General features: G+C 41.8%; 22 protein-coding genes and 1 tRNA gene. 11 read left to right on the top strand and 12 right to left on the bottom strand.

Annotated features, from left to right (window positions below; translation table 11 throughout):
- Positions 1-25: 25 nt before the first annotated feature.
- Positions 26-988: an OmpA family protein gene (locus tag Q0064_RS10640; RefSeq protein WP_298148200.1), complete on the top strand. Its 963-nt coding sequence runs from the start codon at positions 26-28 to the stop codon at positions 986-988.
- Between the two features lie 285 nt (positions 989-1,273).
- On the opposite strand, the gene Q0064_RS10635 is transcribed toward Q0064_RS10640, so the two are convergent.
- The 6 genes from Q0064_RS10635 to panC form a co-directional block, all read right to left on the bottom strand.
- Positions 1,274-3,247 carry a transglycosylase domain-containing protein gene (locus Q0064_RS10635; protein ID WP_298148198.1) on the bottom strand — a complete coding sequence of 658 codons (1,974 nt, stop codon included), beginning with the start codon at positions 3,245-3,247 and terminating at the stop codon, positions 1,274-1,276.
- A 13-nt stretch (positions 3,248-3,260) separates the two neighbouring features.
- Complete coding sequence (radA, locus tag Q0064_RS10630; protein WP_298148196.1) at positions 3,261-4,622, bottom strand: DNA repair protein RadA; 1,362 nt, start codon at positions 4,620-4,622, stop codon at positions 3,261-3,263.
- Entirely contained in the window at positions 4,622-5,863 is a 1,242-nt protein-coding gene (locus Q0064_RS10625; RefSeq protein WP_298148193.1) for an alpha/beta hydrolase-fold protein, read from the bottom strand. Before Q0064_RS10625 ends, radA begins: the two co-directional genes overlap by 1 nt.
- Before the next feature lie 109 nt (positions 5,864-5,972).
- Positions 5,973-6,932, bottom strand: a complete 960-nt coding sequence (locus Q0064_RS10620) for a lysylphosphatidylglycerol synthase transmembrane domain-containing protein (RefSeq protein ID WP_298148191.1) — start codon at positions 6,930-6,932, stop codon at positions 5,973-5,975.
- 4 nt (positions 6,933-6,936) lie between these two features.
- Entirely contained in the window at positions 6,937-7,287 is a 351-nt protein-coding gene (gene panD, locus Q0064_RS10615; RefSeq protein WP_298148189.1) for an aspartate 1-decarboxylase, read from the bottom strand.
- A gap of 13 nt (positions 7,288-7,300) precedes the next feature.
- Positions 7,301-8,152 (bottom strand): pantoate--beta-alanine ligase, encoded by an 852-nt coding sequence (gene panC, locus Q0064_RS10610; protein ID WP_298148187.1) that lies wholly within the window; start codon positions 8,150-8,152, stop codon positions 7,301-7,303.
- A gap of 107 nt (positions 8,153-8,259) precedes the next feature.
- On the opposite strand from panC, the gene Q0064_RS10605 reads away from it, so the two are divergent.
- The 9 genes from Q0064_RS10605 (at position 8,260) to Q0064_RS10565 (ending at position 19,118) form a co-directional block, all read left to right on the top strand.
- Entirely contained in the window at positions 8,260-9,066 is an 807-nt protein-coding gene (locus tag Q0064_RS10605; RefSeq protein WP_298148185.1) for a glycogen/starch synthase, read from the top strand.
- Positions 9,067-9,077: 11 nt separating this feature from the next.
- On the top strand, positions 9,078-10,760 hold the full coding sequence (locus Q0064_RS10600) for a DUF4270 domain-containing protein (RefSeq protein ID WP_298148183.1): 1,683 nt from the start codon (positions 9,078-9,080) through the stop codon (positions 10,758-10,760).
- Between the two features lie 3 nt (positions 10,761-10,763).
- On the top strand, positions 10,764-12,608 hold the full coding sequence (gene glmS, locus Q0064_RS10595; protein ID WP_298148181.1) for a glutamine--fructose-6-phosphate transaminase (isomerizing): 1,845 nt from the start codon (positions 10,764-10,766) through the stop codon (positions 12,606-12,608).
- Positions 12,609-12,768: 160 nt separating this feature from the next.
- Positions 12,769-14,214: an oligosaccharide flippase family protein gene (locus tag Q0064_RS10590; RefSeq protein ID WP_298148179.1), complete on the top strand. Its 1,446-nt coding sequence runs from the start codon at positions 12,769-12,771 to the stop codon at positions 14,212-14,214.
- Between the two features lie 69 nt (positions 14,215-14,283).
- Positions 14,284-14,721, top strand: a complete 438-nt coding sequence (gene dut, locus Q0064_RS10585; RefSeq protein ID WP_298148177.1) for a dUTP diphosphatase — start codon at positions 14,284-14,286, stop codon at positions 14,719-14,721.
- Between the two features lie 9 nt (positions 14,722-14,730).
- Complete coding sequence (locus Q0064_RS10580; RefSeq protein WP_298148175.1) at positions 14,731-15,741, top strand: sugar phosphate nucleotidyltransferase; 1,011 nt, start codon at positions 14,731-14,733, stop codon at positions 15,739-15,741.
- Positions 15,741-17,078 (top strand): tetratricopeptide repeat protein, encoded by a 1,338-nt coding sequence (locus tag Q0064_RS10575; protein ID WP_298148173.1) that lies wholly within the window; start codon positions 15,741-15,743, stop codon positions 17,076-17,078. Before Q0064_RS10580 ends, Q0064_RS10575 begins: the two co-directional genes overlap by 1 nt.
- Position 17,079: 1 nt before the next feature.
- The gene (locus Q0064_RS10570) at positions 17,080-17,847 is read left to right on the top strand and encodes a DUF4292 domain-containing protein (RefSeq protein WP_298148171.1); all 768 of its coding nucleotides are present in this window, start codon (positions 17,080-17,082) and stop codon (positions 17,845-17,847) included.
- 11 nt (positions 17,848-17,858) lie between these two features.
- Positions 17,859-19,118 (top strand): peptidoglycan DD-metalloendopeptidase family protein, encoded by a 1,260-nt coding sequence (locus Q0064_RS10565; protein ID WP_298148169.1) that lies wholly within the window; start codon positions 17,859-17,861, stop codon positions 19,116-19,118.
- Positions 19,119-19,341: 223 nt separating this feature from the next.
- On the opposite strand, the gene Q0064_RS10560 is transcribed toward Q0064_RS10565, so the two are convergent.
- Positions 19,342-20,103 carry an enoyl-CoA hydratase/isomerase family protein gene (locus Q0064_RS10560; RefSeq protein WP_298148167.1) on the bottom strand — a complete coding sequence of 254 codons (762 nt, stop codon included), beginning with the start codon at positions 20,101-20,103 and terminating at the stop codon, positions 19,342-19,344.
- Positions 20,104-20,160: 57 nt separating this feature from the next.
- On the opposite strand from Q0064_RS10560, the gene Q0064_RS10555 reads away from it, so the two are divergent.
- Positions 20,161-20,234: transfer RNA gene (locus Q0064_RS10555), tRNA-Ala, on the top strand.
- A 35-nt stretch (positions 20,235-20,269) separates the two neighbouring features.
- Here Q0064_RS10555 and Q0064_RS10550 read toward each other — a convergent pair.
- The 5 genes from Q0064_RS10550 to Q0064_RS10530 form a co-directional block, all read right to left on the bottom strand.
- Positions 20,270-21,070, bottom strand: coding sequence for a carboxypeptidase-like regulatory domain-containing protein (locus Q0064_RS10550; protein WP_298148165.1), 801 nt, complete (start codon positions 21,068-21,070; stop codon positions 20,270-20,272).
- 46 nt (positions 21,071-21,116) lie between these two features.
- Positions 21,117-21,572 carry a hypothetical protein gene (locus Q0064_RS10545; RefSeq protein ID WP_298148163.1) on the bottom strand — a complete coding sequence of 152 codons (456 nt, stop codon included), beginning with the start codon at positions 21,570-21,572 and terminating at the stop codon, positions 21,117-21,119.
- Between the two features lie 313 nt (positions 21,573-21,885).
- Positions 21,886-22,623, bottom strand: coding sequence for a hypothetical protein (locus Q0064_RS10540; protein WP_298148161.1), 738 nt, complete (start codon positions 22,621-22,623; stop codon positions 21,886-21,888).
- 163 nt (positions 22,624-22,786) lie between these two features.
- A complete protein-coding gene (gene arsB / locus Q0064_RS10535) occupies positions 22,787-23,863 on the bottom strand; it encodes an ACR3 family arsenite efflux transporter (RefSeq protein ID WP_298148159.1) in 1,077 nt (358 codons plus the stop codon).
- Entirely contained in the window at positions 23,850-24,269 is a 420-nt protein-coding gene (locus tag Q0064_RS10530) for an arsenate reductase ArsC (protein ID WP_298148157.1), read from the bottom strand. The genes arsB and Q0064_RS10530 overlap by 14 nt, the downstream gene beginning before the upstream one ends.
- Positions 24,270-24,276 lie beyond the last annotated feature (7 nt).

The raw sequence follows: 24,276 nt of genomic DNA, 5'->3' as shown, positions 1-24,276 counted from the left end.
TTCTACTATTTCACAAACACGATTTATGAAAAGACCCATTTTAACCGGATTTCTAATTCTTGCACTCTGCTCGAGCTGCGTGTCTAAAAAAGTGTACACCGACCTCGAAAACAAGTATGCCGAACTCAAAAAAGAACAACGCAAAACTCAAGACGATCTTGAAAAGCTTACCGAAGCTAAAAATAAAGCCGATCAGGATTTAGCTTCAAAGCAAACCGAATTGGAGAAATTGAAAGCCGAGCGCGACAAACTTGCGGCCGATTTAAGCGCGGCTAATGCCAATCTCAAAAACTTACAAGCCTCTTATTCCGCTCTTGAAAAAAATAGCGACGAGGTTTTGAAGTCGAATCTTGAGCAAAACCGAGCTCTGTTGGCTAAGTTAGAAGCCAAAGAAAAGGCACTAGCTGCCGAACAAGAACGATTAAATAAACTGAAAGCCGATTTCGAAGAACGCTCGGCTCGCGTTGCCGAACTCGAACAACTGATCTCGGCTAAAGAAAACAACATGAAACGCCTGCGCGAATCGCTTTCAAAAGCCTTAAACGCCTTCGAAGGCAAGGGTTTAACTGTGGAACAACGCGACGGAAAAGTGTACGTTTCCATGGAAAACAAACTGCTTTTCCAAACCGGAAGCTGGACCGTAAACGCCGAAGGTAAAAAGGCAGTTGTCGAACTTGGCAAAGTTTTGGCCGCCAATCCCGATATCAGCGTGCTTATCGAAGGTCATACCGATACCGATAAATTTGCCGGCGCTGTCGGACAAATCGAAAACAACTGGGATTTATCTACCAAGCGCGCAACGGCTATTGTGAATATTCTCGGCGAAAACAAGAACATCAACAAACAAAACCTTACCGCGGCAGGACGTGGTGAATATGCGCCGATTGCCAGCAACGAAACGGCCGAAGGTAAGTCGAAAAACCGCCGTATAGAAATTATTTTAACGCCAAAACTCGACGAAATCAGTAAGGCGCTAAACGAGTTTTAATTGTTTTTGATTTTTTGGGCGTTACCGCCGCAGCGAACATTCGCCACTAGACGAGAGGAATAGGCGGCGGTCGGTGTTTTCGCTGCAAGTCCGCAAAACCAAAACCAGCAAATCAAGTTGTTTTAAACCACAAGCGTTTCAGTTAACGTTTCAAATCTAAAACAGCTATCCAAAAAAAGCCGCAGCTTCTTAGGTCGCTGCGGCTTTTTTTATTTGCTTGGTTTTGGTTTTTTACGGGCTTTTCGCTGCACCACCTAACGCGGCAACGTGCTAAACGTATCGATACTAAAATTCAAATTCTTCTATTTCTAAACTGTCAACTGCCGTCGAATCAACTTCTTTGGCAATCTTTATATAACCCGAAGCCGGACCGCTAATTCGAATGCCGCCGTAACCGCCTAAACTGTCGGCACTGCGGTACAAACCACGACGAATCATAAGCGATTTAATAAACTCGTGTTGTTTTCGAACGTACGGTTTCAATACGCCTTGGCTATTAAATTGCCAATTAAACTTTTTCGGACTCGGAATAATTCCCGCCAAAAAGATACATTCATCGATCGTCAAATTCGCAGGAGATTTCTGAAAGTAAAACCTACTCGCTTCGCCAATTCCGTACACATTCGGTCCCCATTCAATTATATTAAAATACACTTCCAACATTCTGCTTTTCGAAACAATGCGGTTGTTCTCTAAAATATAAACCAGCAAAATCTCTTCCAACTTCCGCGCAAGCGTTTTCTGACGTGTAAGAAACACATTTTTAACCAATTGCATACTTATGGTGCTGCCGCCTCGAGAAAACTTCTTGGTCTTAAAGTTCTTTACAATCGATTGTTTAAAGGCCTCAGTAACAAATCCTTTGTGCGAGAAAAACGAAGGATCTTCGGAGGTTAAGACCGCGCTTTTCAATTCCGGCGCAATTTCAGCTAAAGGCGTAAAATTCGGATTTTCCGGACCAACAATAATCTCGCGTTGGCGCTTCCCGTTTTCTATAGCACTGTAAGCAAAAACGCCGTTAATCTTCGGAATATCCGCTTTGCCATAACTGATGATTTTTAGGTTCTCGCGGTCGAGATTGCTCTCAAAAACCACGTCTTTTAAATTGTTTTTATTGAAGTGGAAATTGAGTTTATACGCGAAACTTCCACTGGCTTTCATGCCCACCGTATTCGGAAACAGCGCTACAGGCAGCGAATTCAAGAACGCTTGTGCCTGCATTTTCGGGATCGAAACTTTCATGTCGAAAATTGTATCCGTTTCAAAATCTAATTTCACATACGGTTTAAGACTAATGTTGTTTATCTTGGCTGTTGTACTGCTGTCGATCGCTACAAACTTAGGTCCTACCACAAATTTGTACGAACTGTTTAATTTCGGAATGTACACCGTATCGACTGCAATTTTTGGCTGATTTACCCGTAAACCCACCAATTCCGAATAGCCTTGAATGTAAAAGTTACCGTCTTCCGTGTCGATGTCTTCGATTTGTAGTCGTGCACTTTTAAACGACGACTGCAACTGAAATCGCTCATCGAAATACGGAAGTTTCACACCGGCAGGATCGGAAGTTGTAAAAACTAGGTCGGCTTTTCGGTCGCGCGGATCAGCTTCGCCACTAATCGTCCAGATTTGCTCGAATGTATTGGTTTTTACGGCAATTTCCGACTGCAATTCTTCATCGTCGATCGCAAGAGTGCGTACATTAATTAAGGCTTGTTTTCCTTTATCGTTTACAATTACTTGAAAATTCGACAGGTTTAATTGCGTAGGAATGAGATTTAAAAAAACCGTACTGAGTTTGTCGAGCTTACGCGCATAATTCACATCGGTTTCCGAGCTAGTTTCAACGCTGGAAACCTCGTTTTTGCTTTTTAAAAACGTTTCGAAATTGCTGCCCGTTGCCGTAGTAATTAGTTGCAGCTTTCCTTTCTTTAAATGCAAAAAATCGAGTTGTAAATTTCCTAAGAATAAGGGAAATAGTGCGGCTTTTGCCTCCACACGATCTACCGAAATCAAGGTGTCCTTTCCCATCGGAACAATCGAAAATTCGGAAACTTCAACGGTTGTCAAGCCCGTGAATGTCGCCGCTTTTAAATGAAGCTCGGCTTGGTATTCGGTCTGGCATTTCTGTTTGGCTTTCGCAATAACTTTATCGAGAATTTGCTGTCGGAACGCGAAAATACAGCCTACAATAATGAGACATACGGCTAAAAACGCCAAAAGCGATCGGTATATAAATTTTTTCGAGATTTTCATAACAATAACGCTATCAGCCAAATAATGCCGTTGCCAGGTCTTCAATTTTTCCGACCCGAACAATTTCTATTCCGGCGTGTGTTGCGCTGATCTTGCTGTGTGAAGATACAAATATTGTACTAAATCCAAGTTTGGAAGCTTCTTGAACGCGTTGTTCCAACCTACTCACCGGTCTGATTTCTCCTGAAAGGCCAACCTCGCCTGCAAAACAAACGTTTTTTGGTAGCGGAATGTCGTCGTTAGACGATAAAACAGCGGCAACCACCGCCAAATCGATCGCAGGATCTTCGAGCGTTAAGCCGCCGGTTATGTTTAAGAACACATCTTTTGCACCCAGTTTAAAGCCCGATCGTTTTTCCAATACCGCTAAAATCATGTTCAAACGTTTAGCGTTATAGCCGGTTGTGCTGCGTTGTGGCGTTCCGTAAACCGCGGTACTTACTAAACTTTGTACCTCGATCATTATTGGTCGCATACCTTCTAAAGCACATGCAACAGCAGTGCCAGACAGAGCGTCGTCGCGGTGCGAAAGCAAAAGTTCGCTTGGGTTGGTAACTTCGCGCATGCCACTGCCAATCATTTCGTAAATGCCCAACTCTGCGGTCGAGCCAAAACGATTTTTCAAGGCGCGTAGAATTCGGTAAATATGATGCCTGTCGCCTTCGAATTGCAAAACCGTATCAACCATGTGTTCCAAGATTTTTGGCCCAGCTATGGTTCCGTCTTTAGTGATATGTCCGATTAAAAGTACTGGTGTGTTCGATTCTTTGGCAAATCGAATCAGTTCTGCGGTAGTTTCCCGAATTTGTCCGACACTTCCTGGCGCCGAATCGAGTACTTCGGTTTGTAGCGTTTGAATCGAGTCGATGATAACGATATCGGGTTGCAGTACTTTGATTTGCTCAAAGATTTCCTGGGTTTGCGTTTGCGAAAGCAGGTAACAATTTTGATAATCCGTACCAATACGTTCGGCGCGCATTTTTATTTGTTGTTTGCTTTCTTCGCCCGAAACGTAAAGCGTTTTGTAAGGTAAACGCAAGGCTATTTGTAAGAGTAAGGTACTTTTCCCAATTCCGGGTTCACCGCCTAACAGAGTTAATGATCCAGGTACTAAGCCTCCGCCTAAAACCCGATTAAGCTCTTGATCGCCGGTATTTAAGCGGTAAACATCTTGCGCAATAACTTCGGAAACGAGCACCGGTTTATCAACGGTTACTTTCTTGTCTGCCGCAGGTTTCCAAGCAGGTGCTTCGGGAGTGGCTATGCGTTCTTCGACCAATGTATTCCACGACTTACAAGCGGTGCACTGTCCTTGCCATTTTACATATTGCGCACCACAATTCTGACAAAAAAAAGCTGTTTTTGTCTTTGCCATTAGGGTTTTTCGGTTGCAGGTTGCTCTTCTTTTGCTGGTTCAGTGGTTTCGGTTGGTGTTGGTTGTGGTTGTGGTTCGGCAGCGGCAGCTTTTTTAGCACTTGCGCCTTGCTTCATTTCCTCAACCTTCTCAACAATAAAATCTTTGGTCAGGTCACCGATGGCATCGAGAGAAAAACCAGCTTGGTAGGCTTTAAGTGCTTTTTTAAAATCGCCTGTTTTTTCGTAAAACATACCCATATGATACGCGCTTAACATCGATTTTGGGTAAGCTTTTCGAGATAAGGCGGCCAGCTTTTCAAATTCTGCGTAAGCTTTATTCTTTAAAATAGCAGCTTCTACAGCTTTGAAATCGGTAATTCGAATGGCCATTTTAGCGCCATATGCTTTATTTATGGTTTCGTATTTTTTCACCAGGTAATCAACATAGCCGCTTTCGAGCTTTACGAGTTTTTCATCGAACTCGGTTTTGCTAATAGGTTGATAACTTGAAAAGATGTGATAGATGGCATTTGGTACAGAATAGGCAACCAAACTGTAATGCGACGCGCCTTTAAATTCGTCGTATCGGTAATTGATATTAGAATTTAGAATAGTTTTTATGTTGCCATCGAGTGTTTGAATACCTTTCAGGTTGTGCTTCAGGTCACCATCGGCACTTGAGTGGTAGTAGAATATGGGTTTTTTAGCTGTTTTTAGCATAACCGGAATTCGCTCCATCATTTGTTCGCCAAATTCGGCTCCCATCGAAATATATCCGCTAAACAACGGATCTTCTTTATAGAGAAAAAGGTTCATAAAACCGGCAGTAATATTGTGCCCTGCAATGATTCTAAATGGCGATAGGCGGTATTGCTTTTCGAGCGCAGGAAGGAGCTCGGCACCTATAAATTCAAAAAATGCGGCACCCGTTTCTTCGGGTAAACCTTCTTGATTCATCATACAGTCAGCTTCACGCTGATTTTCTTTATTCTGATCTATTCCGACAATTATGACTTCGGGAAGATCATCCCAATAATTTCCGTACGAAAAATTTCCGTCGAATATATCAAATAGGTATTCGCCGTCGAGCAGCAATAACAAAGGATACTTTTTATCTTTTGTCTGACCGTATGAAAGCGGTAACGATACTGTAAACGTTCGATCAGCATTTAGTTTAGCTGAAAAAATGGTGTCACGCGGACGCTGTGCTGTCGCAGAAAGGCAGCAAAAAAGAGCTATTAAAAAAACGAGTGACCTCATACGCACACTATTTACCTAAAGTTCACAATAATCCGACTAAAATACTAAAAAAGGAATGCCCGTTGAAAATAAAGCGATTTTACAAGTTAATAATCAGACGAAAGGTTCGTTAACGTCGATTAAATAAAGGTAATAGCAAAAATGAGATTCCACCTAAAGCTATCATTAGAATAGTTTGAGAAATCCACACAATCCATCCAAAAGCTAATCCCGCAGTTTCGGGAACGTTATATAAGAGCAGAATTTCTGCAATAAGAATCGGATAAGCACCGAAACCACTGTTGGTAAATCCAATGGCAATACTTCCTACAACAAAGGCCGTTACTACTGCGCCAAAACTAATATTTGCCGTTTCGGGTAGCGCAAAAATTGTGACGTAAAACATGGCCAAATACGTAAACCAGATAAAAATAGAATGCGCTAAAAACGCCCATTTATGAGGCATGGTATAAATGCTTTTCATTCCGGCGGTTAATCCAGCCAGTTTTTCTTTAGCTTTTAATATGATTCCGAGTTTGGAATAGATCCATACCAGCATAAAAATTGCAGCGAGTATAATTCCAACTGCCGCTAAAATCAATAATTGATCAACCGGAATGTGTTTGGTTAGGAAATCGCTTACTACATTTATTTGAAAAATCAGGGCAACAAAGAAAAAGCCTGCAAAGATGAAAAGGTCGACAATTCGTTCTGCGACTATAGTTCCAAAACCTTGATCAAACGGAATGTTTTCGTACTTTTTTAGAACTACTGCCCGTGAAATTTCACCACTTCGCGGAACACTTAAATTTACCATATAAGCGATACAAACCGCAAAAAGCTTGTTCCAAAAACTGGGGTTATAGCCCAAATGTTGTAGTGGATACTTCCATCGATAAGCTCGTGAAATGTAACCAAACAAAGCAATGAACAACGATAAGTAAATATAAAGATAGTCGGCTTGTTGAAAATACCCTTTCATTTCGGCTATTTGGGCTGCCGAAAACTCATTGTATTTGTAGATGATTAAAAAAACTCCAAGCGCTATTGGAAGGGTGATTGACAGGAATTTTTTAATCGGAAATTTCAAAATATCAACGAAGTGAATTGTTTGTTTCGTCTGGGAAAACGAGCGCTGGCTTAAAAGCTTTTGCCTCCTCGATGGTTAAGATTCCGTATGAAATAATAATGATAATATCTCCTTTTTGAACCTTGCGAGCGGCAGGACCGTTAAGCGTGATTTCCCCACTGTTTCGAATGCCTTTTATAGCATAAGTTTCCAAACGTTCCCCATTATTGATGTTTACAATGGAGACTTTCTCACCCTCAATGATGTTTGCGGCGTCCATCAACGCTTCGTCTATGGTTATACTACCAATGTAGTTCAAATCGGCACCGGTAACAGAAACGCGGTGAATTTTACTTTTTACAACTTGAATTTGCATGGCGCAAAGGTAATTAATTTAAGGAAATAGTATCAATAAGTCGAACTTCATCGGCGAAGACCGCAATAAAAGCGCGGTATTTTCTGTCTGGCTCAAGAACTGCTGTTGGTTCGAGAGTTTGGGCATCGGCGATCTCAAAATACTCGAGTTGAAAAAGCGGATGGTTAGAAAAAATGCTTTGTACGGTTTCTTTAATTTTATCAAACGACTCGGTTTTAAAGAGAACTTTTGCCTGAGATAGACTTTCAAAAATCAGACCAGCTTTTTCGCGCTGTTCGGCGGTTAGTCGCTCGTTTCGGCTGCTCATGGCTAATCCGTTTGCTTCTCGAAAAATGGGTACAATTTCTATCGTTGGTCCTGTTTCGAGCATTTCAGCCAATTTCGATACGATAAGAGCTTGTTGAAAATCTTTCTCTCCAAAAAAAGCAATTTGTGGTTGAATTAATTCGAATAGAAATTTAACGATAGTTCCCACACCATTAAAGTGACCGGGTCTAAACTTTCCTTCCATTTGGTGTTCCAAACCGCCGAATTCGAAATCAACTGAAGTGATGGCTGAGCCGTAAACATCATTGGTCTCGGGTGCGTAAACAAGAATGTTATCGGCATTTAAACTTGAGAGCTTTTGCAGATCGCGTTCGAGTGTTCGTGGGTAGTTGGTGAGGTCGGCAGCATTATTGAATTGCGTTGGATTAACAAATATACTCACCACGGTAAAATCGGTTTGCTTCAAACTTTGCTGCACCAAAGAAAGATGTCCGTCGTGCAAAGCGCCCATGGTAGGCACAAAACCAATTGATTTTTGAGTCTCATGAAGCTTCTCAAGTACGGGTTGTAAGGCCGATTTAGTGGTAAAAACCTGCATACCGCTGTTTCTGAAATTGGGTGCAAACTTAAGATTTTAGGCAATATCTCATTGGTTATTTGTACTTTTGCATGTTTTTTATTCTAAATAGCAGAAGTTTGACCTTTATGGAAGATAAACGAATCTTATTTGTGTCGTCAGAAGTAGTGCCTTATTTGGCAGAAAATGAGGTGTCTTCGACTTCATATGACCTTCCGAAAATGATCAACGACCAGGGCGGGCAGATTAGAATTTTCATGCCGCGGTATGGAAATATTAACGAGCGTAGGCATCAATTGCACGAAGTCATCCGATTGTCGGGAATGAATTTGGTTGTCAATGATTTAGACATGCCTCTAATCATAAAAGTAGCATCGATTCCCAAGGAGCGGATTCAAGTATATTTTATTGATAACGACGAGTATTTTAAAAGAAAAGCAACGTTTGCCGACGAAGATGGAAATTTATTTCCAGACAACGACGAGCGCGCTATTTTCTTTGCCAAAGGCGTAATCGAAACGGTGAAAAAACTCAACTGGGTCCCCGATATTATACACGTACACGGCTGGTTGGCGTCGTTGCTCCCCGTATATATGAAGCATTATTATAAGAATGATGCTTTGTTTGCCGACACAAAAGTGGTTACCTCGATATATAGCCAATCGTTTGACGGCAGTTTAGCTGCCGATTTATCTGCAAAAATGCAGTTTGATCAAATTCCGGAGGCTGCAGTAAGTGTTCTTAAAACGCCGTCTTTTAATAATATTATGCAATCCGCAATCGACCATTCTGATGCGGTAGTTATCGGTTCAGAAAATCTTTCTGATGAATTAACAAAATATATACACGCTGCTCAAAAACCCTTTCTACCTTTCGCAGGAAAAGAAAAATTTGCAGAAGCTTATACGAACTTCTACAAAAATCAAGTTCTCTAAAGAAAAATTTTATGAATTTAAAAAACGTAAGAGCGTTTTTAGCAGCAGCAGTAGTTGTTTTGTGTCTGTATGCCTGCGATAAAGATTTTATTGACTTAGAAAGTGATGTTATAGGCGACAGTCACTTCGATTTGATTCCCTATACAGGTCAGCTCTCGGTGGTTGCCTTCAATCAGGCAACAGGGGTTGTGCAATCGAATAACTTGCCAAATTTAGCAACCGATATTACTGTTAACTCCTTAGGGTATTACAACAATCCTGCATTCGGCAGCACAACAGCACATTTTGTATCTCAGCTGGAATTGGCATCTGTTTCGCCGGAGTTTTCAACTAATGTTGTGATGGACAGTGTTTTTATGGAAATTCCGTATTTTAATAGAAGGATAAATGTTGTCGATGGCGATTCAACCTACGAGCTAGATAGTGTAACAACTGATCAAAATGCGCGGATTAAACTAAGTATTTATGAATCGGGATATTTTATTCCCGATTTAGATCCTTCACCTGAGTCGAATTTGCAAGAGCGAATAAGTTTATATAACGACCAAAGACAGACATTTGAAAGCTACAAAAAAGGTGCACTAGAAGATGGCACGGCTGTTTTCAACGGACCGCGATTGAACAATTCGACTAATCCGCAAGAAAATGATCAGTTTTTCTTCAATCCAGCCGAAATAATTCTTACTAAAGTTGATGCGGACGGCGATGAGACCGTAACTCGTAAGGCTCCAAGATTGCGCGTATCCCTGAATAAGAACTTTTTCAAAAAGAAAATTATTGATGCGCCAGCAGTGTCGTTAGAAGGTAATACTTCTTTTAAAAACTACTTCCGAGGTCTCTATTTTCAAGTGGAACAGCAGTCGGGTAATTGTCTAGCAAATTTAAATTTTACCGGAGGAACGGTAACGTTGTATTATACCGAGGATAAATCGACTACTACCAACGGGACGACGACAATTACAAGAGTTCAAAAAGAGCTCGTTCTCAATTTGGCTGGAAATAGAGCTAATTTATTGGAACAAACCTATACGCCTAACTATGCTGCCGCCATTAATCCGGCCAATGTGAATACTACCGAAGGTGATGAACGTCTTTACATCAAAGGAGGCGAAGGCTCGGTTGCAGTAATCGACTTATTTGGAAGAACAGCTGCCAATGGTGGAAATTCAGCAGAATTAGAAGCATTGCGCAACGACTTTGAAGCAAACAATTGGTTAATAAACGAGGCAAATCTGACGTTCTTTATCGATCAAGATGCGATGGCGGGTAGTGTTGAGCCTCGAAGAATATTTCTTTATGATTTAACAAATCGCAAGGTGCTCGCAGATTATTCAGCTCGAGATGAAGGGCCAAGCGGTTTTCCGAAATTTAATAAGCCAATTTTCGGTGGACTTTTAGAGGAAACGAATGGAAAGGGAGTTCGCTATAAAATTAGAATTACTAGGCACATTTCGAACTTGTTGAAAAATCGCGATAGTACGAATGTTCGACTTGGGCTTGTAGTTACCGAAGCAATTAACGATATTCGCTTTGCACGCGTAAAACCGGGTCAGCCTAGTACTGCCGTATTTTCGTGCCTGCCCGTCGCATCAGTACTAAATCCGTTTGGAACTGTTTTGTATGGTTCCAATCCCGCAGTAGACGCGACGAGAAGATTAAAACTTGAAATCTATTACACCAAACCAAAAGAATAAATTATGTGTGGAATTGTAGGTTATATCGGACAAAGAGAAGCATTTCCTGTTGTAATTAAAGGACTTAAAAGACTAGAATACCGCGGATACGATAGTGCCGGGGTAATGCTCTTCGATGGCTTTGATTTAAAGGTGAGCAAAACAAAAGGGAAGGTGAGCGATTTGGAAGAAAAATCCAAATCAATGTCGCAAACCGGAACCATAGGAATGGGGCATACACGTTGGGCAACACACGGTGTACCAAACGATGTGAATTCACACCCACATTTATCAAATAGTGGCGAACTTGCAATCATCCACAACGGAATTATCGAAAATTACGAGCCGTTAAAAAAGGAGTTAATTAAACGCGGATATACTTTTTCTTCAGATACCGATACCGAAGTATTGGTAAATTTAATTGAAGAAGTACAGAAAAACGAAAAGTGTAAGCTTGGAAAAGCGGTGCAAATAGCACTAAACCAAGTTGTTGGAGCGTATGCCATTTGCGTTTTCGACCGAAAAAAGCCGGATGAAATTATCGCAGCGCGTTTAGGATCACCTTTGGCAATTGGTATTGGAACCGACGAATTTTTTATCGCTTCCGATGCTTCTCCGTTTATAGAGTATACCTCAAATGCCATTTATTTGGAAGATGAAGAAATGGCGATTGTGCGTTTACACAAACCTTTGCGCATTCGTAAAATTAAAGATGATGCGTTGGTAGACCCTTACGTACAAGAACTTCAAATGAATTTGGAGCAGATTGAAAAAGGTGGTTACGATCACTTTATGTTGAAAGAGATCTATGAGCAGCCATCGGTAATTAAAGACACGTACCGCGGACGTTTATTGGCCAATCAAGGGCTAATTAAAATGGCAGGAATTGAAGATAACTTAGAGCGTTTTCTTAACGCCGAGCGTATTTTAATTGTTGCTTGTGGAACCAGCTGGCACGCCGGTTTGGTTGCCGAATATATTATTGAAGAGTTTGCACGAATTCCTGTTGAGGTTGAATACGCTTCGGAGTTCAGATATCGAAATCCGATCATCAATAAAAATGATGTGCTTATTGCTATTTCGCAGTCGGGTGAAACTGCCGATACTTTAGCGGCTATAAAGTTGGCTAAAGAACGCGGCGCTTTTGTGTTTGGTGTTTGTAATGTGGTTGGTTCGTCTATTTCGAGAGAAACACATGCCGGCGCTTATACGCATGCCGGACCCGAAATTGGAGTGGCTTCGACAAAAGCATTTACCACCCAAATTACGGTTCTTACCATGATTGCTTTACGTTTAGCGAAAGCAAAAGGAACCTTATCAAACTCAGATTACCACCGCTATTTACAAGAGTTGGAGCTCATTCCAGAGAAAGTGCAAGAAGCTTTACTAACCAACGATGCCGCCGAAGCTATTGGTAAAGTTTTCCAAAAATCAGCGAATTGCTTGTATTTAGGACGTGGATACAACTTCCCGGTAGCGCTAGAAGGAGCATTGAAGTTAAAAGAAATCAGTTACATACACGCAGAAGGATATCCGGCTGCAGAAATGAAACACGGTCCGATTGCATTGATCGATGAGCACATGCCTGTAATTGTAATTGCTCCCAAACAAGGACATTACGATAAAGTGGTTTCGAATATTCAAGAAATTAAATCGCGTAGCGGAAAAATCATTGCAATTGTTACCAAAGGTGATGTTCAAGTTCGCGAGTTAGCCGATTACGTGATTGAAGTTCCGGATACCTCAGATGCTTTATCTCCGCTAATTACTACCATTCCGTTGCAGTTGTTGTCGTACCACATTGCGGTATTGCGCGGTTGTAACGTAGATCAGCCTCGAAATTTAGCGAAGTCGGTTACGGTAGAATAAGCGTAGATACGTTCTGGTTTGCTCGTTTGGTAACGATTGCCGCAAAAGCGATAGAGGCGGTACCCCGCAACGTACGAAGTGAAACGCAGTACGTGAGGAGTAAAGCCGAAAGCGCGGTGGCGCGTAGGAACGGAGCGGCATTTGCCCAAAAACAAAAAAAGTGAGTTTATACCGCAAACTATTTAAGCAAACGGCAATTTATGGCCTAACCGCCGTTGTGCCGCGTATGCTTAGCTTTTTTTTGGTACCGCTATACATCGATTTGCTGGATGAAGCCGAATATGGCGTGGTTACCAAGCTTTTTGCGTACATGATTTTCTTTAATGTGGTACTCTCGTACGGCTTTGAAACTGCGTATTTTCGTTTTATAAACCGCGAACCCGATCCGGAACGTGTAAAATCGACAGCGCTTTACTCAATACTTTTCTCGACTACCTTATTCGCTGTTTTCGCCGCCTTACAAGCATCGTTTTTATCGAGTTTTATGGAAGTTTCGCTCACGCAAGTGTACTTAGCGATTGCCATAATGGTATTCGATGCTTTAGTGTTAGTTCCTTTTAGCAGTTTACGCGCTTCGCAACGCCCGGGCTTTTTTGCTGTGGTGAAAATCGGAAACGTTGTTCTAAATTTACTGCTTAATTTGTTCTTTTTATTGCTGTTACCTGCACTGGCGCACCATAGTTTCTTTGCTGCTTTGTATATGCCAAACAGCGAAGTATTTTACATTTTTGTGTCGAATTTAATTGCAAGCGCGGCCACGTTTATAGTGCTATCAACCGACTATTGGAAGACGAAATACCAATTTGATACCCAGCTATGGAAAAAAATGCTGCGCTACAGTTGGCCAATTTTAATTTCAGGAATTGCGTTTGCGATTAACGATCAGTTCGACAAGATTTTGCTCAGTAAAATGCTTCCCGAGGCGATTGCCGATCGAGAGCTCGGCGTGTATTCGGCTTGTTACAAGCTGGGGCTGTTCATGGTGTTGTTTCGAACGGCTTATACTTTAGGTATTGAACCGTTTTTCTTTAACCATGCGCAAAATGAAAATGCGCCACAAACTTACGCCGAAATTACCCGCTTTTTCGTGGCGGCAGGAGCCATTATCTTAGTTGGCGTGATTGTTTTTGCCGATGTTTTGAAATTGGTTATGATTCCAAACGCAAAGTACTGGGAAGCCATGAAGATTGTTCCACTGATTGTACTTGCTAACTTTTGTTTGGGGATTTACACCAACCTATCGATTTGGTATAAGCTTACCGACAAAACCATCTTTGCCGCATACATTTCGCTAATTGGTGCTGCAGTGACGCTGGCGCTTAACTTTTGGTTAATTCCGCTGTACAGCTACACGGGCTCGGCAATTGCAACTTTAGGCGCGTACGGAAGTATGATGTTGGTGTCGTATGCTTTAGGCCAAAAGTACTACCCGATTCCGTACGATTATCGAAAAATTGGATTGTATTTAGGATTAGCCATAGGTTTAAGTTTTATAAGTTTTTACCGCTTTCGCGGAAATTTAATCGTTGCCATTTTGGCATTTGTGAGCTTTACGGCTGTGGTGCTTTGGAGTGAGCGGAAGGTGTTTTTGAAGAGAAATACCTAGCGCAATACTTGACGTTCGCCTTTACTTCTCGAACTAAAACTACTATCTTGCGGCATCAAAAATGCTTGTATGCTTGCTGTAAAAATCATCAATACGTCTGCTTTCCCATTACCTGCTTATGAGAGCGATTTAGCTGCTGGAATCGATCTTCGCGCGGCTATTTCCGAGTCGATTACTTTGCAACCTTTACAACGCACCTTAGTAAAAACGGGCTTGTTTTTGGAGTTGCCTGCCGGAACCGAGGCGCAGGTGCGTCCGCGTAGTGGTTTGGCACTCAAGCAAGGAATAACGGTTTTAAATGCGCCGGGAACCATCGACGCCGATTATCGCGGTGAAGTAGGCGTAATTTTAATAAATTTAGGAGCAGAAACAGCGGTGATTTCGCCGGGCGATCGCGTTGCACAATTGGTTTTTGCTCGATACGAACAAGCTGTTTTTGAAGAAGTAAATGAACTAACAGCAACCACACGTGGTGCGGGTGGATTTGGAAGTACTGGAAAAAATTAAAATCAAAATATGAAAATCATTGTTCCGATGGCTGGACGCGGATCTCGACTGCGCCCGCATACGTTAACTGTACCGAAACCTCTTATCCCAATTGCAGGTAAGCCCATAGTGCACCGCTTGGTGGAGGACATAGCTGCAGTGATTAACCAACCTATTAGCGAAATTGCCTTCATTATTCATAAAGATTTTGGTAAAGCTGTGGAAACGGAGCTTGTGGCTATAGCTGAAAAATTAGGCGCTAGCGGAAGCATTTACTACCAAAATGAAGCCTTGGGAACTGCGCACGCTATTTTATGTGCGAAAGAATCGATGTCGGGACCACTTGTAGTTGCTTACGCAGATACATTGTTCCGTGCTGATTTTACGCTCGATCAAACTGCCGACAGCGTGATTTGGGTTAAGAAGGTCGACGACCCATCGGCTTTTGGTGTTGTGCAACTCAATGATAAAAATGAGATTATAGATTTCGTTGAAAAGCCAAAAGACTTTGTTTCGGATTTAGCGATTATCGGCATTTACTATTTTAAATCGGGCGAAACGCTGCGTGAAGAACTGCAGTTTTTACTCGACAACAATGTGGTTAAAGGCGGCGAATATCAGCTCACAGATGCTTTGGAAAACATGAAGCAAAAAGGGATGCGTTTTGTGCCTGGAACGGTCGACGAATGGATGGATTGCGGAAACAAAGCCGTAACGGTAGAAACCAACAGCCGTATGCTGCAATTTTTACACGACGAAGGAAAAGATTTAGTAAGTAGTTCGGCTGTGTTAACAAACGCCACCATCATTCCGCCCTGCTTTATTGGCGATCATGTTGTGATCGAAAACAGTACCGTCGGACCAAACGTATCCGTTGGCACACACACTAAGATTAGCAATTCAAACGTTAAGAATAGTCTGATTCAAACGCAATCTACCATTTCTAACGCCAATTTAGACGAAGCGATGATTGGTAATCATGCGAAATTCGACGGTAGTTTCACTAAAATCAGCATTGGCGATTACAGCGTTTTAGAATAATGCATAAACTTCGTAACATAGCGTTCCATTTCGTTTGTGGTTTTTTGGCCGCAAGTTCAGCGTTTGCTCAGGTTGAACCCGAACAGATTGCCGCTACTACCGACGATTTTCAGAATTCGTATTTCGAAGCACTCAAACAAAAAAGTATCGAAAATTACGACAAGGCCATTACGGCTCTTGAAAAGTGTGCTGAAATCCAGAAGGAAAATCCGGCCGTTTACAACGAATTGGGGAAAAGCTATTTGAAGTTAAAAAAATATGCCGATGCGTACAGCAGTTTTCAAAAAGCCCACGACATAGATCCAAAAAACAGATGGTATCTCGATGGTATGTACGAAGTGTGCTATGCCAAACAAGATTGGCAACAAGCCATTGTTTTGGTGCAGCAGCTGGTTCCTTTCGAAGCTTCATACCAAGAAGATTTGGTCTCGTTATACATGAACACTTTTCAGTACGACAAAGCTTTAGCGCTAATCAATCAGCTTAACGAAACGGTTGGCGAGTCGGATAAACGACGCTTATACAAGGCCCAGATTTTATCGGATGCCAAATATCAAGGCGCTGAAAAAGACGATTTATTGAGTAAGATCAAGAAAAATCCGAAAGAAGAATCGAATTACGTAGAGCTGATAACCATTTACAGCAACAGCAATCAAGAAGAAAAAGCTTTAGAAGTTGCCAAAATGTTGGAAAAGGAAATTCCAACTTCTGATTGGGCACAGGTGAGTTTATTCAAGCTCCATATCACCAACAACGACGGCACAAAAGCGGGTGCAGCTTTAAAACAAGCATTGAAAAGTTCACGTGTTGATGCAAAAATCAAGCATCGAATGATTAATGAGTTTCTCATTTTCATTACTAAAAATCAACAATTCGAACAAGTTTTTGAAGAAGCAATTGCCTTGCTGCCCGAAGATAAAAACATAGTAGTGGCAACCGAAGTGGGTAAGTACTTCTTCAATAAAAAAGATTATTCCAAAGCTGCAAAGTATCTTCAGAAAGGCATTTCGATCAAACCCGACGATTTTGAAGCGGCGCGACTCCTTTTCCAATCGCTTTCGCAGAATCAGGAGTACGATGCTTTACTGAAACAAGCCCAAGATTACGCAGATTTATTTCCAAACCAACCCGAACCCTTCTATTACAAAGGTCTTGCGCTATTCAAAACCGGAAAATTAAAAGAAGCGGTTTCGGAATTAGAAAGCGGCGTAGATTTTGTATTGGATAACCCTACCTTTGAAGCAGCTTTTTACAAATTGCTGGTAGACGTTTATCAATCGTTAGGTGATCTGAAAAACAAAGACAAATACCTCAAAAAAGCGGAAAAACTGAAGTAAAATGAAGAAAATCGCCTGCTTGTTGCTCGTATTAACCATCGTTTCGTGCAAATCGACAGCTAAAATTGCCGAAGCTAAAGCAACCGATGCGCTCGACGTACAAGCGATTATTAACGGCATTCAAGCTAATAAAATCGATTTTAAAACGGCAGTTATTCGTGCGGGTGTTGGATACGAATCGGAGGATACGGGAGTAAATGCGGGCGCCGACATTCGAATCAAAAAAGACGAGAAGATACTTGTAAGCGTTAAAGTGCTTGGTTACACTTTGGCAAAAGCACTCATCACACCCGACCGTGTACAGTACTATCAAAAAACAGGTGATAAATATTTTGACGGCGACTACACAACTTTGAGTCGGCTTGCTGGAACACCGCTCAACTACGAGAAAGTTCAAAATTTACTGCTCGGAAAACCACTCGACGATTTAACGGCAAGCGATTTTATTGCAGCCTTATCGGGTTCGAATTACGAACTCCGTACCCTAGCAACAAAACCGCAAGCTAGCGCCTACGCGTTTGAAGCAGGGAACTTCTTTTTGAAGAAGACACAAATTGTACGCGCCGAAAAGAACCAAAGCGTTACTGTTGATTATAACGGCTACGGAAATTACGACAACGTGCCTTTTCCGCTATCGGTTAAGATATTGGCTAAAGAAGCAGACAAATTTTCTAAAATTGAAATCGAGTACAAAGACGTAAAAATCAACGAAAACGTGTCATTTCCTTATGAAGTGCCAAGCGGTTACGAACGTATTGTACTCGAATAAAAAAGCATCTTATGGGACTTAAGTGGTGTACCTTTCTTTTACTCTTGCTCTCTTTTCAGGCATTCGCGCAGCCAACACAAGAGGAGTTGCAACGCCGTAAAGAACAATTGCAGCGCGAAATTCAAGAACAAGAAGAGTTGTTGAATTCGCAAAACAAAAAGCAGAAGTCGGTTGCCACACTTATCGCACAACAAACCGAGAAAATAAAGCTGCGCGAAAAACTCATAAATACCACGGAAAAGCAAGCCAAGATTTTGAAGAACGACATGTATATCAATCAGTTGGCAATCAATAAGCTCAACCGCGATCTCGACGATTTAAAAGCCGATTACGCCGAAATGATTCGCAAGTCGTATAAAAGTCGATCTGAACAGAGTCGCGCCATGTTTTTACTTTCGTCCGAAAATTTTCTTCAAGCCTACAAACGCGCGCAGTACATGAAACAGTACGCTTCATACCGAAAAATGCAAGCCGAAGAAATAAAAGAAAAAACTGCTAAACTACAGCAGTTCAATACCGTTCTCGACGATCAGAAAAAGCAAAAACAAGTACTTCTCGCCGAACAGCAAAAAGAACGCGAAAATTTGGAAAAAGAACGCCTCGAACAAGAGCGTTTGGTGAATTCCATTAAAAAAGACAAAAAGAAAATCATTGCCGAAATCAAGAAAAAGCAGCAGGAATCGCGTGCAATCGACCGTAAAATCGACAATTTAATCAAAGCCGCAATTGCTGAAGCAAACAAAAAAGCTGCTGCCGCAAACAAAAAAGCGAACCCAACAAAAGTTACCGCAGCCGAGACACGCAAAACGGAAACGGCTACAAAAATTGTACTTACGCCCGAAGCAAAACTCGTATCCGATAACTTTAAAGCTAACAAAGGAAAACTTCCTTGGCCTGTAGAACGGGGAACGGTAACTTTACGCTACGGTGATCAGCCACACCCAATCTACAAAGGGTTAACCGTACACTGCAGCGGCGTTGAAATTACAACCGATTCGGGTGCAAATGCTCGAGCTGTCTTCGGCGGAACGGTGTATAGCGTGATTGTAATCTCGCCAGTGAACAAAGCGGTCATGATTCAACACGGAGATTTCTTTACGGTTTATCAAAACCTCAGTAGCGTTAGTGTAAGCAAAGGCGACAAAGTAAGCACCAAGCAAAGCATCGGGAAAATTCGCACCAACGGCGATACGGGCAAAACCACTCTAAAGTTCATGATCTCGCAAAACGCGACGTACGCCAATCCGGCGAATTGGTTATATAATATGTAATTTTTTAGGGCGTTCCGGCGGCTAAATTCGTAACGCTTCGCAAACGCAATATCCGTACGGCCGCCGTCAGGCTGTTCACTTCCCCCGATAGCTATCGGGGTGTTTTGCGCCTTAAGCGGCAGCGCAAAACAGGATTTTCGTTTCCATCCTTAACGCGGAAAAATAGTCGCAGCTTTAGGTGCAGGATGGACGTGTGGTTTTCCAAGTCCGAAGACTTCAAATGCTACCCTCGCAACTCCCCCAATTTTTTCTTTGTAAATTCCGACAACACCAAGCGCCCCGAAATAGCAGCGCGCTCGTACAACAACGTATCCCAATGTTCGGTATTTTGCCAAAGTACTCTTTTAATATCTTGTAAAGCTTCGGGGCTGTAATTCGATAAGCTTGAAGCAAATTCTTGTACTGCCAAATCTAGCTCGTTGTTGTCGGCATATATTGCTTGAAACAAGCCAGCATGCAAGGCCCATGGTGCATCAAACCACCGATTAGGTTGCAAAGTCATGGCGCTAAAGCCGTTTAAACCTATTTTTCGGGAAACGGCAGGTTCAATTACAAACGGACCAATACCAATTGCCAATTCAGAAAGTTTAATGGAAGCTTTTTCGCTGGCAAAAACAAAATCGCAGGCAGCTAACAATCCAACGCCGCCGCCAACGGCTTTACCTTGCGCCCGACCTACAATAGGCTGTTTACATTTGCGCATGGCGTTTATCACGTTGGCAAAGCCGCTAAAAAATACTTTTCCCGTTGTTTCATCGTGTACTTGCAAAAGCTCGTCGAATGAAGCGCCGCCACAAAACGTCGAGTTTCCATGGCTTTGTAGTACAATAACAGCAATTTCGGATCGGTTCGAAAGTTCGTTGAGCGCTTGCGTTAAATCGGCAAGCTGTGTGCTCGGAAATGAATTTCCTTGTGGGTGGTAGAAGGTAATCGTAGCAACACGGCTAGCGATATCCGTTTTTACAAAAGCAGAGTCTATAGTCATACAAAAACATTCAGGTTGTAAAGTTCAGACAAATTCTGTTATATTTGCCAACCAATCGGGGGATTAGCTCATTTGGCTAGAGCGCTTGCCTGGCAGGCAAGAGGTGACCGGTTCGAATCCGGTATTCTCCACAAAACCACTCAGCAATGGGTGGTTTTTTTATTGGCTAACGTTTTTTGCTTACTTCTTGTTTCCCAATGACCGAAAAGTTAAGCGATACGTCGTCTTGCGAACGCCAGTTTCCTTGACTAACCGCTCGTGTTAAAATGGGCTTCCCTTTGTAATCCGCAACAAAATGCAGTCGACCTTCACCCATGTCTTCGATTAATTCGAGGCTGATAAAAAAAATACCTGTTACACGAAGGTCGTAAGGTGTTAAATCCACACTTAAAATCCCTTTTTTTTTTTTTTTTTCTACAAAGATGTTCTCCGAAAGGATGTTTTTAGCAGGAATACCGTTGGCAGCTTCGTAAACATTAACACGTAGCTTAATTTTTCCGTACGTGTTGGTGCTGATAACTGCTTCAAAACGCTCCGGGAAAAAGGCAGCCTTTCCCGCATTAAATTCCATAGCTAATTCATTGCCGAGTTTATTGTTCGCAAAGCCAGCGCTGAGTCGCGTTCGGCCGAAACTCCGTCCCAAATTAACCGTTCGAAACGCTCCGGGTTTTACGATAACTTCATTTAGTTCATAAATTTCGCGTTCTAAACGTACATTTTCTAGGGTTTTGCTGTCTGTGCGAAGGTTTGCAACACGTACAGATTTACTTTTGTATCCAATCGTAGAAAAAACAAGTACATCTGTATCGTTGGCTTGCGTAAGATCAATCGAAAAGCTTCCTTGGTTGTTGGATACTGTACCGATATTTTTCCCAGGAATACCAATATTTACATAAGAAAGAGCCGAATTGTCCTTTTCATCGAAAACGCTGCCCGATACGCGCTGCCCATAAAAACTAAGGCTCATCAGAAAAAATCCGATGAGCCCAATAATTTTCGAAAAATAGGGGTATTTACTCACCTTCTTTTTTCTCAGTAGTTGCAGCAGGCGTTTCTGTAGGTGTTGATGCAGGCTGCGGTGTCGCAACGGGCTGTGGAACTACAACCGACTGCTGTGGAGCCATTTGAGTTACCGCGGTTGGTGTTGGCTTTGGCTTGCTGTTAAGCGGCGCACCGACGGCGATATCGCAACGATGTCCCGGTTGTCCGTGTGGTGGATTCATTCCTTTTGGAGTTTTTGCAACCGGTTGGTTAACTACAATTTGCTGTGGTTGTGCGGAAGTTGATTGAACTGCCGCAGGTTGTACTCCTGTAACAGGTGTTCCTACGGGCACAGGCGTAACAGTGCCTGGAGCAGCCGTAGCTACTTTTGTTGTATCAGTTGAAGGTGAGCTGTCTTGCGGTTGCAATTCTTTCTTACAAGAAGTTAAAGCGGCACCAAAAAGGAGTATGTAAATATATTTACGCATGTTGTATTTTTTAATTTTCGAAAATACATAATTAGCTGCTCATTTGAAATGAACCAATTAAAAAACTATCTTGTACGGTAAGATCATCTGCTCAGTAGTATTGTAGCGGTTGAACTTACCTCTTCAAATCAAATTAAATATAAGAGCCAGTTTACTCGCAGCACGAACTGTTGAATTTCCCGTTGAAAAGGTTCTGAGCGGGTTAATTCATTATCTTACGTACAAGCAACAGAAAGAGAAGAAAATAAAAAAGCAGCTGAAATAATCTTGCTAATGTTCTTCACGTATGTATTCGCTTGGCTTTGCTGGGAGCTTATAGTTTTGCGTTTGATTTTGAAACAATCTTGTCAATACGTTTTTGTAAATCGCCCATTAATTCGGTAAGAGAACTTTCACACATCGGCAAAATTTTCTCCGGATTTATTACCGGAATACCACCCACCATAACGCCTGTTTTTTTAGAACGCTCACTTTCATTTATTGCCCAAACTTTTTCACCTTTCTTATTGTAAAGCACAATACGCGTAAAAGCTCTCATTTTAATTGACATCGTTTTCCCAATTCCAAAACCTTTCTCAAAGCCAAAATCAATACTTACAAAAAGAACACCATCAGCTTCATTAGCAAAAAGCTTGGCCATGCCTTCTTCGTTTGTTTTTCCTAAAAAGCCTTCGTAGATATTTCGATATTTTCCGTAGTTTAAATAGTTATTAGCATCGTATTTATTCTTTTCAAACCTTGCTTCAAATTTTTGGTATTTCTCAGAATCAACAACGGCCGACTCTGGCAGTAAATCAAACGGAAAAGATTTGGCATACTCATTAAAAAATTTTGAGTGATACTGCTCTAAAATAGGTGCCAGATTAAAATTGGGATTATTTCTTAAATCAAGTACATTCTTAAGCAATTCCTCACTTCCAATACCCAACTCTTCAATACCAACCATTTTGTTGGCATAAAAGGTTACAACAGCCACCTTCTTTTTTTGCGAAAAAGCGCAGCAGAACAGCAGACAAAATACAACCAAAAATACACCTCTTTGTAATTTCATAATTATTGATTTAAGTTAAGAATCAAAGGTATGAGATTAATAGACAGTTTAAACCAATAGTTTTCAAATTTGCTAGAAATTGAAACGCCACCTGCTCCGCAAATGTTTGCTCACCTCGCTTTCGAGTGTCGAAATTGCAAATTTGATGCTCAGGAGAAAATTCTCAAGCCGTAATTTCCTTCGAGTAGTATTTCTTCCTAAAGAAAAACGCTACGTTAACCAATGCAATTAAGGCGGGTACTTCAACCAGCGGACCAATAACGCCGGCAAACGCTTGTTTACTTCCGATGCCAAAAATAGCCACCGCTACCGCTATCGCTAATTCAAAATTATTTCCTGTTGCGGTAAAGGCTATAGCTGTATTGCGCGAATAATCAACTTTCATCAGCAAACCAACAATAAAGCTCAGCAAGAACATCAGTGCGAAGTATACAACTAACGGAACGGCAATTTTCAGCACATCAAACGGAATAGCAACTATCGTTTCGCCTTTAAGGCTAAACATTAAAACAATGGTGAAAAGTAAAGCAATTAACGTGATTGGAGAAACTGCCGGAATGAATTTTCCAAAAAACCAGTCGCGACCTTTAACTTGTTGCAGCACTTTTTGCGAAACAACGCCAAGCACAAACGGAATTCCCAAATAAATACCAATACTTTCGGCAATTTCGGCAACCGAGATATTCACAGAAACTGTGGGCAGTCCGAGCCAACTCGGAAAAATGGTCAAGAAAAAGTATGCGTAAAAGCTGTACGTAAATATTTGGAACAAACTGTTTAAGGCAATTAGTCCGGCGCCGTACTCCCGATTTCCTTCTGCCAAATCATTCCAAACCACAACCATCGCAATACAACGCGCTAAACCAATAAGTATCAGTCCGTTCATGTATTCGGGTTCGTCCCGTAAAAAGAAATAGGCGAGTGTAAACATCAATAACGGACCAACGATCCAGTTTAGAAATAGCGAAATACTCAGCACCTTAACATTGCTGAAAACGCTCTTCATTTTCGCGTATTCAACCTTGGCCAGTGGCGGATACATCATTAAAATCAGACCGATTGCCAACGGAATGTTTGTAGTTCCCACACTATACGATTCGACGAGTTGCGGGATTTCTGGCGCAAACTTTCCGAGTACAACTCCAATAAGCATCGCCAGAAAAATCCAAAGAGTTAGATAGCGATCCAAGAAGCTTAAACGCTTACGTGCTGCTGCTGGAGTGCAATTAGTGGCTGACATGTGCGGTAACAAAATTCCGACAGTAGTCTTTTATCTGATCGCGAACACTTCGAAACTCCTGCATAATTTCTTCGTCGGTGCCCGTAGCTTTTGCCGGATCGGGGAAGTTGTGGTGAAATTTTTGTGCACGCGACGGGAAAAACGGACAACGTTCCTTGGCACTATCGCAAACAGTAATAACCAAGTCAAAGTCGATTTGTGCGTATTCATCGATGTGATTCGAGGTGTGTTGCGAAATGTCGATTCCGTCTTCGGCCATGATGGCAATAGCTTTCGGATTTACGCCGTGCGTTTCAACACCAGCGCTATACACTATTGCGTTTCCGTTAGCAAAATGATTTAAATAGCCGTGAGCAATCTGACTCCTACAGCTGTTTCCGGTACAAAGAACTAGCATTTTTTTCATAATAAAA

The organism is Flavobacterium sp. (assembly GCF_027490375.1).
GTDB lineage: Bacteria > Bacteroidota > Bacteroidia > Flavobacteriales > Flavobacteriaceae > Flavobacterium.
This window is presented reverse-complemented; position numbering and strand designations above follow the sequence as displayed.